Below are 13,639 nucleotides of genomic sequence, written 5' to 3'. Positions count from 1 at the left end.
TGACTAAGGATGAGAGGTGATATATAATATAAATAATAAGGGGGTTTTGGCATGATCATCGAAACGTTTCGAACAGCTTGCTTATTAGTTAAAAATTTTTAGCATGATGCCAATGCGAGAATATATAGAAACGTTTCGTATAAACCCTGAATGTTTGATAGTGTAGATTCTATGGACAATATAATTATTACGTATATAACAGCCTTAATTAAAGAAATCGGCTGTTATAAATAATAAATTTTTTGTAAGGAGGAGTTTAAAATGATGCGATTTAAAAGGTTATTAGTCTTGTTGCTGGTAGTTGTTATGGTCATTTCAGTTGTTGCATGTACGACTGAGCAGACTGAGATGGGTCAGGGTACTGAGGAAGGTGGAGCTGTTACAAATGAAGATACTAACAATGATGGCACAGTCTCCCAAAGCATAACGCTCAAATATGCTAATTGGAATTTAGGTACTGAGGAAGAGAACAATATAGAACGCCAAATGATAAAAGCTTTTATGGATAAAAATCCGAATATAAAGATAGAGATAGACAGTTCGATAGACCCCTCAAAATGGGATGAATCGTTAGCATCAGCCGCTGCTGCTGGTACGTTGCCAGATGTATTTATGATAAACAATGTTCCGTCATATTTAGCCAACGAATGGTTATATGATATTACGGAGTTTACTGAAAGTGATAGCAAGTGGGCTAATATACCCAAGACGATAAGTGATAGTATAGTATATAATGGTAAAACGGCTGCTGTGCCACTTCAAATGTTGTTTCTAGGCTATTTCATAAATGTAGATCTATTTAATCAGGAAAATGTTACGCCGTTGGAGTATGGCTGTAGCTTAGAAGATTTTAGAAATGCTGCACAAAAGCTAACCCAAATAAACAAAAATATTGTTGGTTTATCGTCTGTGGATGCAATACCAGATTGGTACCCTTCATCAGTATCTGAAAACTATGGTTACTATACATGGGACGGTAATAAATATAACCTCAATTCAAAAGAATTTATAGATGGTATTAATTTTGCTAACTCGTTATGGACCAACGGTTATGTATTTGGCGCTCTCAAAGATGATGTTAAGGCTAAGATTGGTAAAGATGATTTCGATGCATGGACACTTGGTCATACGGCTATAAAATGGGATGGAACATGGGCTGTTCCTGGTTTTACCAATGATATGAATTTTAAGGTTAGCTTTATTGGTGTACCTGGGGGTAGAATACCAATAGTTTTGGATTTTTTGGGTATTGCCAAATCTAGTGCTCATGCAAAAGAAGCATATGAATTTGCTAAATGGATGTCTTTTTCTAAAGAGGGTTATCTTAAACGTGTTGAATTGGCTCAGGCTTCAGGTCAAGCGTTAACTGGTTTACCAATACAAGATGATCCTGAGTTAGTGGATAAGTATTTTTCTATTGTTAGTATGGACGGCGTGAAGGAAGCTTATGATAATGTAAGCAAAGGTATAGTAGAAGGCTTTAAGGTAATCCCTGGTTATGTTGATTCTCGTTGGAATGCTGTTACTGGTATAGAAATTGCCGACAAAGATAATGCGACTATAGGTGATGTCATAAGCGCTGCGATACAAGGTAAAGTTAAAATAGAGGATTATGCTCAACAGCTAAATGATTTAGCCAATCAAAAATATCAAGAAGCAGCTTCAGCATTAAAATAATTACTTAATGGAGGTCGGGGCTACTCTTTCCTTGTAGGGAAAAGTAGTCCCGAGAAATGATGCAGAGGAGGGATAGCCTGATTATGTTGGCAAGGTCAGCTTTAAAAAATATTTTTTCTCTTGTTATAATATTAATGTTTATAATTATGACATTTAATAATAGTGATGCTTTAGCCGATCCACTTGTAAAAGATAACAGTGGTCAAAGCGCGATAAGCGATGTACAAAAACAGAGTATAACTGAAAAAAGTTATTCAGAAGCTTTGAGCGATTGGGTTAAAGAAGGCATTTTATATAATGGAAGCTTTGAGACAACTGTTCAGGCATATTCTTTTATATCTGGAAACGCTGCGCTTAAATCCGAACAAGAAAGCCAAGGGCATGATGGAAAAACACTATACTTTGACGATGGTAATAGTGCTACTTTCGAGATACTTGTGGATAAAGACGGTTTGTATGAATTGGGTTTCGAATATTATCCGATGGATGATTCCATATTGGATATAGAAAATGAAATAATGGTGAACGGGCAATACCAATATCAGGAGTGCAGAAAGATCGTTTTTCCAGTAGAATGGAAATATATAAAAGAATCATTTGAATTAGATAGACATGGTAATCAGATACTGCCCAGGCAAATTAAAATTAAAAAATGGTATTATACAAAAGCGAAGGATCTATCGGGTTTACGCGATGAACCATTAAAATTTTATTTAAAAGAGGGCTATAATACTATAACTTTGGTTAATACTAATGGCCAATTTCTACTGGGCAAACTCTATATTCGGCCTTCAGATGTAATACCGACTTATAGAGAATATAGAAGCATGCATAATGTTACAGAACTATTGATTAAAGAGCAAAATATTGTTTCCTATGAAGCTGAAAAGATAGCTTCTAAAAGCAGTCCATCAGTAAGAGCCTTAGCACTTAGGGATGTAAATGTTGTACCTTATAACTTGCAAAAAGATATGATAAATATAATAGATGGTCAATCATGGCTAACTCATGGTGATACCATTAATTGGACAGTAGATGTTGAAGAGTATGGCTATTATAAACTGGCATTTAAAGTAAGACAAAATTATAAAGCAAATGTGGCAGTATTTAGGAATCTATATATAGATGGAGAAATACCTTTTGCCGAAGTAAGACATTATAAATTTAAGTATGACGAAAATTGGTATAACGAGATCCTCTCGGCTCAAGAGGGTCAACCTTATGAGTTTTTCCTGACCGAAGGCAAACATATTATAAGCCTTGAAGTTGATGCTTCTCTATATTCTAATACCATGGAAAATATAAACCGAATAATGAATGAAATAAACGATCTGGCATTGGAAATAAAAAAGTTAACCGGTAATAAGTATGACCCCAATAGAGATTGGTCTATAACGGACTATATACCTGATCTGGTGGCGCGCATGGACAAGTGGCAATCTGAACTAGATGCCAATTATAAATACATTCAGCAATTTGAATTAGAAGGAAGATCTTCTGAGGCAGGTACAACTATAAAACTAGCTATCGACCAGTTAGAGAGATTGAAGGCGGAGCCGGATGAATTACCTAACAGATTAGAAGCCTTATCTGATGGTTCTGCCTCTGTAGCGCAGTATTTGGGCAATTTATTTACATTGCTTCAAGAGCAACCTCTTGACGTAGATAGATTTTATTTATTTCAAGGCAACGAATTGCTTCCATCTGCCAATGTGGGTTTGGGCAAACAAGTTGATAATTGGGCTAAGAGGTTTTTATCTTCATTTGGAGATGTAGCTTATTATAGTACTGAAACTGCTCCTGACGAATTAGAAGTATGGGTTAACCGTCCAGTAACATATGTAGAATTACTTCAAAAGATGACAGATAGTGAGTTTACCCCTGACTCAGGTATTAAGGTAAAGTTTTCGGTTATGCCTGATGAACAGAAGTTGGTACTAGCTAGCGCTGCTGGAGAGCAGCCAGATATAGCATTAGGTATAAATTATTGGCGAATTTATGATTTAGCAGTAAGAGGAGCAGCATTAGATCTCAACCAATTCACAGATTTTAATGACATTATAAAAGATTATGCCCCTGGCGCCATGCTGCCATTGATTATTGATGATAAGGCATATGGATTACCGGAAACACAAGATTTTTGGGTATTATTTTACAGAAAGGACATAATGAGTAAACTAACTCTCGAGATACCTGATACAATGGATGATGTCTTAAAGTTGTTGCCAGAGTTGCAGAGATATGGCATGAATTTTTATGTACCGTTGGCAGGTCAAGGAGGGCTTAAGCCATTTCCGGTTACTGTACCATTTATATATCAATTCGGAGGTGAATTATATGCTTCTGATGGAATGAGTGCGGCTATAGATCAAGAAAATGCATTAAAAGGAATAAAATTTATGTCAGATATATTTACTGTTTATAGTATGCCTATGCAAGTACCTAATTTTTACAATAGTTTTAGATATGGTATATTGCCAATCGGAATATCAAATTTTGGCACATATATACAATTGCTTACAGCAGCCCCAGAATTGCGCGGTTTGTGGGATATAGCACCTTATCCTGGCATTAAGAGTGATAATGGCACAGTTGAGCGATGGGCGCCTGGTTTAGATAGAGCTAGCATGATATTCGCTCGAACCGATGAAAGCGCGGATGCGTGGCGCTTTATTAAATGGTGGTCATCTGCAGACGTGCAAGTAGAATATGCTGTTAATTTGCAGGCCACGTATGGTAAAGAGTATATGTGGAATACGGCTAACTTAAAAGCTTTTAGTGAGTTGCCTTGGAATCCGGATCATAAAAATGTTATATTAGAGCAGTGGCAATGGCTCAAAGAAGCTCCAAGAATTCCCGGATTTTATATGATGGAGAGGGAATTGGGTAATATATGGAATAGGATAGTTTTTGAAGGCGAAAATTTCCGCAATGCGGTTGATGATTCAGTTATAGATATAAATAGGGAAATAAGAAAGCAAATGGAGAATTTAGGCTATCTAAGGAATGGGCAGATAGTTAAAGAGTATAAGATACCTTCTATAGATTTGGTAAAAAGTTGGATGGAGGAGGGAAAATGAAACATAGGAATCCGTATTTATTTTTATCCCCTTATTTTATGCTCTTTGGTATATTTATCGTGATACCTGTAGTGGCTGCTACAGTACTTTCATTTACTTATTTCGATGCTGTACGACCACCGCGCTTTGTAGGGTTCAAAAATTATGTAGATTTACTGACCGACGATGAAGTATTTATGCAATATGTGATACCTAATACCATAAAATATGCGATATTTGTTGGGCCGCTCGGATACATGCTTTCATTTTTACTTGCTTGGATGTTAGCGCAGATCCCGAAAGTGCCCAGAACGGTATTGGCATTAATAATATATTCGCCATCAATGACATCGGGTGTAGCTATGGCTGTAGTTTGGAGTATTATATTTAGCGGTGATCAAACAGGCTATTTAAATAGTTTGCTTATGAATTTGGGGATTATAAATTATCCTATACAATGGCTGCAATCTCCTGATTTCTTGATGCCAGTTATGATCATAGTTACTTTATGGGGTAGTATGGGAGTGGGTTTTTTAGCCATGTTAGCAGGTATATTGAATATAGATCCATCGCTATATGAAGCTGCCTATATTGATGGTATTGGTAATAGGCTTCAAGAAATAATGTATATAACTATACCATCCATGAAACCGCAAATGTTATTCGGAGCAGTTATGGCGGTAGTAAATACATTTCAATCAGGCGCAATCGGTGTACAATTGAGCGGAGCCAATCCAACTCCCCAATATGCAGGTCAACTGATTGTGAACCATATAGAGGATTATGGTTTTTTACGATATGACATGGGTTATGCTGCGGCAGTTTCGGTAGTGTTATTGCTTACAGTATATTTGTTATCGCGGTTAGCATGGGTATTATTTGGAGAAAATGACTAGGGAGGGATACAGGGATGTCATATAGAGGTACTAAGATAAATCCGTATGTTTTTGATAAAAGTCAAATAAAATTTTTTGCAATATTGATACCGTTGGCGATATTTATGGCTTTACCTATTGTTTTTATATTTTCTAATGCATTTAAGCCATTTGACGAATTATTTGCATTTCCACCGAGATTTTTCGTACAAAAACCGACATGGGAGAACTTTAGAGATCTTTTTAGCGTTACAGGGCAAGCTGGCATACCGGTATCGCGGTATCTTTTTAATAGTATTATTGTAACAGCAACAGTAGTCGCTTTAAGCGTTCTTCTAAGCGCTTTGGCTGCCTTTGCGTTGTCTAAAATGGATTTTAAATTGAAAAATGTAATATTTCAGATAAATACCCTGGCCTTAATGTTTGTAAGCGTTGCAGTTACGATACCACGGTATCTTGTGATGGAACAACTGCGAGTGATAGATACTATATTTGCTCATATATTACCGCTTGTAGCTATGCCGATAGGATTGTTTCTAATAAAACAGTTCTTAGATCAGATACCAGATGAACTGATAGAGGCTGCTCAGATAGATGGGGCATCGGATCTCTATATATTTAGGCGAGTAGTATTACCGTTAATAAAGCCGGCTATAGCCACAGTGGCTATATTAGCATTCCAGCTGGCCTGGAATAATATAGAAACATCTTCGCTTTATATAAACGATGAAAGATTAAAAACATTCGCTTTTTATATGAGCACTCTTTCATCTACTTCAAGCAACATTGTTGCAGGACAAGGTATGGCCGCTGCAGCTACGTTAATAATGTTTATACCTAATTTAATAATATTTATATTTCTTCAAAGTCAGGTTATGAACACAATGGCCCATTCAGGTATTAAATAGAAGGCGGGAATTGTATGAGAATGATAAGACGATGTGTACTATATCTTGTTATAATGTTGCTTATAACATTTTTTGCTATACCCCAAGTAGTTTTTGCGGATACTCCGTATAAGGCATGGACGCCAAATTATAAAAATAAATTGGTTCCAACAGTTGTGCCTTATGAACCTGTAGGGGTAATTGAAGGAGGATTTCAGAGCCCTGAGGATCTATATATAGCACAAAACGGAGATATTTATATAGCTGATAGCGGTAATGCAAGAATCGTTGCTTTTGATAAAGATGGTAATTTAATAAAGGAAATAGGGGAAGGAGTGCTTAATAGGCCTACGGGAGTATTTGTAGATGATAATAAATTTGTATATGTGGCTGATTATGGCAATGAAAAAGTATATATTTTCGATGATGTTGGCAGGCTTATCAATGCGTTTGGCAGACCTAATTCGCCGCTATACGGGAAACGATCGCAATTTAAGCCACGTAAGTTAGTTGTTGATAAAAGGTATAATATATATATTGTGAGTGAAGGCTCCACCGAGGGGTTAGTGCAGTTAAATGTTGCAGGGGAGTTTGTCGGTTTTTATGGTGTCAATGAAAGCGAGGCAAGTCTCAAACGAATATTACAAGGGCTGTTGTATACGGAAGCCCAACTTAATCAGCTTTTTAAAATCTTGCCGCCATCTCCCAATAATATAGATATAGATGACGATGCTATAATATATACGGTTACTAGAGGAGCGGATAAAGATAATTTAAAAAAATTAAATATAGCTGGGCAAAACATGCTAAAAACTGTCGAAATAGACTCAGATATGAGCCTTGCATCCAATGCTGTGGATGTGACTGTTAGCAAATATGGGAATATATATGTAGTTAATGAAGATGGCTATATTATGGAGTATGATAGTTATGGTAATTTAATGTTTGTATTTGGCGGTAAAAGTAATAATGAAGATAGCGCCCAACGCTTTGGCTTTTTGTCTGATCCGAAGGCCATAGAGATTGATAACAACGATATGTTATATCTTTTGGATGGCACGAATAATATTGTATTACTGTATCGTCCTACCGAATTTGCGCAAAATGTTCATCAAGCGCTCTATATGTATAGGCAGGGATTATATGTAGAAAGCCAACAATTATGGCACAATGTGCTTAAATGGAATAGCAATTTTACAATAGCTCATGACTCTATAGCCAAAGCTTATTATAAGGAGCAGAAGTATAAGGAAGCCATGGCTGAATTTCGTTTGGCTAATAATAAAAGCGGTTATTCAGAAGCATTTTGGGAGGTAAGACAAGATTTCTTGAGCAATTGGCTTTCGCTTATATTGGGAGTATTATTGTCGGTGACCGTGCTTATCGCTATTTTGAAGAGAATAAATATGGTTAACGATGCTGCTCGATCTTTTTCAAAACGCGTTATGGAACGAATAAATAAAAGCAAACTTTTAAGCGACCTATTATTTGCTTTTAATTTTGTTAGTCATCCAATAGATGCTTACTACTCTCTTAGATGGGAAAATAAGGGTTCGATTTTATCAGGCGCTATATTGTATATAGTATTTTTTGTCGAGTATGTATTGAGCATATTTCTAACAGGGTACTTGTTTAATAATAATGATTTGCTAAATATCTCGTTGACATCGGTGTTAGTGACGGTTTTTGTGCCAATAATACTATGGTTTAATTCTAATTATTTGGTTAGTGCCATAAATGAGGGAGAAGGAAGGTACAGGGATATCTATATAGGTACGGCATATGCTTTAGCGCCTTATATAATATTTACAATACCGCTTATATTGTTGTCTAATGTTTTGACATATAATGAGGCCTTTGTATATGATTTATGTTTTTATTTAATGATATTATGGTGCGCTATACTCTTCTTTATTATGGTAAGCGTAGTGCATGACTATTCGTTTGGTCAAACTATAGGCAATATATTACTTACTATATTTGCTATGCTGATTATTATATTTATTGTATTCGTATTATACCTTATATTTAATCAGCTTTATCAATTTATATATTCAATTATTCAGGAGGTGATGGTCCGTGTTTAGAAAGATTACGATGTTAGTACTTGTATTTGTATTTTTGGCTATAATAGCTACCTCAGCATCAGCTGACCCTTATATAAGCTTTAGTTTGAATAGGTATACACAGAAAGAAGATAATGGTCATACGAATTATCCATTTAATGCCAACATACCGGCAAGCTATACAAAGGTAGCTGAAAATACTAATGTAACTTTATATGTTGATTTCAAAACATTGGCGCTGAAGATACAGAACAATAAGACGGGTTATGTATGGAGCACTGTATTGGATAATGCTCAGAATAGTGATTTTAATGAAGAATGGTTAAAGAGAGTTCTATCGCCTGTGGGGGTTTATATGTTTGATGAAACTGGCAAAACAAAGATCCATACATTATTGGATGATGATGTTAAAATGGCTATTTCTAACATAAATAATGGGGTCAAAGCAAATATCGAGTTTAAGGATGAGGAAGTTGCTTTTTCTATATATGTGCGGTTAACACAAAGCGGTGTGAATGTAGAAATACCAGATAGTACTATAGTAGATAGGAAGAATATTTTAGCTTCTATACAGATGTTCCCGTTTATGGGTGCTGTTAGACAAAATGAGATCCTCGGTTATATTTTTATTCCTGATGGTCCTGGCGCTTTGATACGATTTGGTGGGAGTGATTTCCAAGCACAACAGCCATATTTAGCAAAAGTATATGGCAATGATCCAGCTATTAATTATGTATCTGTAGACACCGAATACTATAATCCGCCGAAATCTATATATTTGCCTGTGTATGGGATGGTGCATGGGACTAAACAAAACGCATATTTTGTCAACATACAAAATGGGGCAGAGTATGCTACGATTTTTGCTTATCCAGCAGGTTTAACTACAAATTATTATTGGGTTGGCGCTGAGTTCGACTACAGAGAGAATTATTTTCAACCTACTAGTAAAGAGGGCGATGTAGTCATGACCTATCCGAAAGAAAGAAACAAATTCGATATAAAGATGGATATATCGATATTAGGCGGACAAGATGCTGATTATGTGGGGATGGCTAAAGCATATAGATCTTATCTAGAGAGCAACGGAATTTTAGGAAAGAAGGACGACGGTAAATCGAATATTCCGTTGAGGATAGAACTCTTAGGAGCAGAGAGCAAAAGAGTGCTCTTTTGGAGGAGCACAGTTAATATGACTACTGTAAGTGAAGCGTCAGCTATTATAAATGATATGCTGAGGAATGGCTTGGATAATATGTTGATAATTTATAAAGGGATAACGGCTGGAGGTTATACTGGTACGCAACCTATGATCTTTCCTTTTAATAAAAGCCTAGGTGCGAAAAATGAATTTATTCAGTTTTTTGAAAAATATAGTAATGCAAATTTGAACGTAAGTATATATGCTGATTACCTTAAAGCTTATAAAGGAGCTGATGGTTATACTCCTAGGACAGATACTATAACCAGGATAACTGGTGAACTTTTGAAGTTCGATGATAAAAAAGAGAATAAGGAGTTTTATTATCTTTTACCATCTGTGACATTGAATAGATCAGAAGAGGATTTAACAGAATTAAAGGAGTATAATATCAAAGGATTGGCAGTAGATGGTATAGGCTATATTTTGTCATCCGCTTACGGGGAAGAGAAAATTTCCAGAATTGCCTCTGCTCAAGTATATGCCGATATGCTTAATAAAATGAGTGGTGAAATGGATAATATATCATTGTATACTCCCAATAGTTATTTATTGAAGTATGTGGATAATTATTTAGATATACCGCTTTATTCATCTGAATATGTATATGAAACCGATACAGTGCCATTTATGCAAATAGTACTTAAAGGATATGTAAACTATTTTTCACCGTTTCTAAATTTCTCTTCTAATTTAGAAGAGGACGTGCTGAGAAATATAGAATATGGCAGTTATCCGTCTTTTATATTAACGTATCAACCGTCTTATAAATTGATGGATACGGCATCTGAGGATATATTTACCTCAGAATATGGCAATTGGAGTGATACTATAAAAGAAATATATGATGAAATAAACGGCGCTCTAAAATATGTAAAGGGAGAGACTATTGAAGATAGAGAGGTATTAGAAAATCAGATTGTGAAAGTGACATATTCTAATGGCGTAGCTATTATTGTGAATTATAGTGATACAGCATATACTTATGGCGACCAAAGTGTTCCAGCTAAAGGATATTTGATAAGGGAGGTGGAATAACAGATGGGAAAGCTTAAATATTCTACTAAGAGGAAAATAAATGGATATTTATTCATAATGCCATGGCTAGTGGGTTTTGTTTTGCTTACAGCTTATCCCCTTTTTTATTCGCTATATTTAAGCTTTCACAAGGTAAAGATCACGGCTGATGCAGGTATTGTAGCAGATTATATAAAGTTTGCTAATTATAAAGATGCATTTTTTACCGATGTCCAGTTTGTTGATACGTTATTATCATATGCTTTGGAGATAACGATATCGGTGCCGATAATCCTTGTGTTTGCTTTAATAATAAGTATACTACTTAATTCTAATATAAAATTCAAAGGATTGTTTAGAGGGTTATTCTTCTTGCCGGTTATAATAACTAGCGGTCCAGTATTAAATGAACTTATGAACCAAGGTGCTACTACTATGCCTGGATTTAATGATATGTTTTCGACGTCTATAGAGGCAATGCTCAATAATTTACCATTATTTATTGCTAATCCGCTTAATTATGTCATAACGAATATAATTATGATCCTTTGGTTTTCGGGAATACAAATATTAATCTTTTTAGCGGCCTTGCAAAAAATAGATCCAAGTGTGTATGAAGCAGCTAAAGTGGAAGGCGCCACTATGTGGGAAATATTCTGGAAAATCATGTTGCCGGAACTTAGACCTATGATCGTTATAAATGCGATATATACTATAGTGGCTATGTCTACTTTTTCGGTAAATGAAGTTGCTGCTCTTATGGCCGAGTATATGTTTAAGGCGAATATGGGTTTCGGTTATACTTCGGCTTTGGCATGGATATATTTGATAGTTATAGCATTAGTACTAGGCCTCTATGTTTTGATACTTATGCCTAGAGAAAAAAAGTATGAGTGAGGTTGAGACCATGAATAATTATACAATACAAGGGCTTAAAAAGATATTTATAGGCTCTAATGAAGATCAGGGTTTGATATTTAAAATTATTGTATATTCCCTTCTTATAGGGATAGGGTTTATTTACTTGTATCCGATTTTATATATGATTTCTACAAGTTTTAAGGATCTAAGCGATTTACTTAATCCTTTGGTGAATTGGATACCTACAAAGTTATATATAGATAATTTTATTAAAGCCGTTAAAGTATTAGATTACGGTCGCGCGTTATTAGATAGCATATATGTAGTAACTGTTTCGGCTGTTATGCAAACTGTATCTTCAGCGCTTATTGGATATGGATTTTCCAGGTACGAGTTTCCTGGTAAAAAAATATTGTTTGCTGTTATGCTGTTGATATTCCTTATACCATCGCAAGTTTTGACTATACCGAGATTTATAATGTATCAGAGATTAAACCTACTAGGTAGTGCATTGGCTTTTGTCATACCAGCTTCATTGGGGCAAGGGTTATTTGCATCGTTGTTTATATTGATATTTTATCAATTTTTCAATATGATGCCTAAATCATTGGAGGAGGCCGCTGCCATAGATGGAGCAGATGATTGGAATATATTTATGAGAGTGGCAGTGCCTAGCGCTGGTCCTGCTTTTTTAGTATCAATTATATTCTCTTTTGTATGGTATTGGAATGATACTAACTCAGCCTCTATGTATTTTGGTAATGCAGTAGAAATGCTCCCGTTGCAATTACAAAGGTTCGAGGCAACATATACAAAAATATATCCATTGGCTGATAATTCAGCTAATTATATAAATGAAGCGATAAAAATGGCTGGGACAGTGCTCACTATACTGCCGTTGCTTATAATGTATCTTATACTCCAAAGATGGTTTATACAATCGGTAGACCGTACAGGGATAACCGGCGAATAAGTATAGCAAATAGTTAAGGGGGTGATAATATGGTTACTATAAAAGATGTGGCAAAAAAAGCGGGTGTTTCTATATCGACGGCATCATATGCATTGAATAACAGCGGTCCGGTAAGCGCCGAGACAAAAGAGAGGGTCATTAGAGCGGCGGAAGAGCTTAAATACCGCCCGAACGGTAATGCAAGGGATTTAAAATCGAGTAAAACCAACACAATAGGACTTATAGTTTCTGACCTTGCAGGTCCTTTCTTTTCAGAGCTTATAAGGGGCGTACAGGAGGCGACGCTGGCCGGTGGATACGACCTTATGGCGCTTAGCGCTATAGGGGGGTTTGACAGCACCGCAGCTAAATTCCTGAAAGAAAAACGAACCGATGCTATGGTCATATTTGCCCATAATCTGGATGATAGTCTTATAAAATCGGCCGCACGGCAAGATATGCCCATAGCTTTGCTGGATCGCCGATCAAGCGGCAAATATATTATAAATATCGAGGTGGATAACTTCAATGGTGCTTATAAGGCCGTTGAGTACCTTATATCTTTGGGATACAGCAAGATAGCATATATAAGCGGCAGCGACGATTCATACGATAATATAAAACGCTTTGACGGTTATAAAGCGGCTTTGAAGGCTTATGGGATAGAGTATACTCCTAAATTATACTATAATGGGAACTTCGTGGAATCAGGCGGTTATCAAGCCGCTAAGCTGATGCTATTTCAGAACGATTTGCCTCAGGCGATTTTTGCCGCTAACGACGAGATGGCTATAGGTGCAATGGAAGCATTTGATGAAGCCGGTTTAAAAGTGGGCAGGGATATAGCCATCATAGGGTTTGACGATATAAGACTGGCTCAATATGTCAACCCCCCATTGACGACGATAAAGCAACCGGTGTATGAAATGGGCTGTCTGGCAGTACGCCTTTTGATGCAGGCTTTGCAGGGCGATTTCCCGAATGAAGAGATTATACTCCCTGCCGAACTCATAATCCGCAAATCATGCGGTGAAGCATAAAATT

The 13,639-nt window shown here is 36.1% G+C and carries 9 protein-coding genes; all 9 read left to right on the top strand.

Annotated features, from left to right (window positions below; genetic code table 11):
* Positions 1-261: 261 nt before the first annotated feature.
* The 9 genes from JG770_RS02785 (at position 262) to JG770_RS02745 (ending at position 13,635) form a co-directional block, all read left to right on the top strand.
* Positions 262-1,677 (top strand): extracellular solute-binding protein, encoded by a 1,416-nt coding sequence (locus JG770_RS02785; RefSeq protein ID WP_291954898.1) that lies wholly within the window; start codon positions 262-264, stop codon positions 1,675-1,677.
* An 83-nt stretch (positions 1,678-1,760) separates the two neighbouring features.
* Positions 1,761-4,757, top strand: a complete 2,997-nt coding sequence (locus JG770_RS02780; RefSeq protein WP_291954897.1) for an extracellular solute-binding protein — start codon at positions 1,761-1,763, stop codon at positions 4,755-4,757.
* Positions 4,754-5,632 (top strand): sugar ABC transporter permease, encoded by an 879-nt coding sequence (locus tag JG770_RS02775; protein ID WP_291954893.1) that lies wholly within the window; start codon positions 4,754-4,756, stop codon positions 5,630-5,632. The genes JG770_RS02780 and JG770_RS02775 overlap by 4 nt, the downstream gene beginning before the upstream one ends.
* 14 nt (positions 5,633-5,646) lie before the next feature.
* Positions 5,647-6,519, top strand: coding sequence for a carbohydrate ABC transporter permease (locus JG770_RS02770; protein ID WP_291954890.1), 873 nt, complete (start codon positions 5,647-5,649; stop codon positions 6,517-6,519).
* 14 nt (positions 6,520-6,533) lie between these two features.
* A complete protein-coding gene (locus JG770_RS02765; protein WP_291954887.1) occupies positions 6,534-8,585 on the top strand; it encodes a YIP1 family protein in 2,052 nt (683 codons plus the stop codon).
* Positions 8,578-10,803 carry a DUF5696 domain-containing protein gene (locus tag JG770_RS02760; RefSeq protein WP_291954885.1) on the top strand — a complete coding sequence of 742 codons (2,226 nt, stop codon included), beginning with the start codon at positions 8,578-8,580 and terminating at the stop codon, positions 10,801-10,803. Before JG770_RS02765 ends, JG770_RS02760 begins: the two co-directional genes overlap by 8 nt.
* A gap of 3 nt (positions 10,804-10,806) precedes the next feature.
* Positions 10,807-11,679 carry a sugar ABC transporter permease gene (locus JG770_RS02755; protein WP_291954882.1) on the top strand — a complete coding sequence of 291 codons (873 nt, stop codon included), beginning with the start codon at positions 10,807-10,809 and terminating at the stop codon, positions 11,677-11,679.
* A gap of 10 nt (positions 11,680-11,689) precedes the next feature.
* Positions 11,690-12,616: a carbohydrate ABC transporter permease gene (locus tag JG770_RS02750; RefSeq protein WP_291954879.1), complete on the top strand. Its 927-nt coding sequence runs from the start codon at positions 11,690-11,692 to the stop codon at positions 12,614-12,616.
* A gap of 29 nt (positions 12,617-12,645) precedes the next feature.
* On the top strand, positions 12,646-13,635 hold the full coding sequence (locus tag JG770_RS02745; protein WP_291954876.1) for a LacI family DNA-binding transcriptional regulator: 990 nt from the start codon (positions 12,646-12,648) through the stop codon (positions 13,633-13,635).
* Positions 13,636-13,639: the final 4 nt, after the last annotated feature.

It is taken from the genome of Mahella sp. (assembly GCF_020054945.1).
Classification (GTDB): Bacteria; Bacillota; Clostridia; order Mahellales; family Mahellaceae; genus Mahella.
Note: the sequence above shows the minus strand (reverse complement) of the source record. Positions and strands in the feature narration are given on the sequence as shown.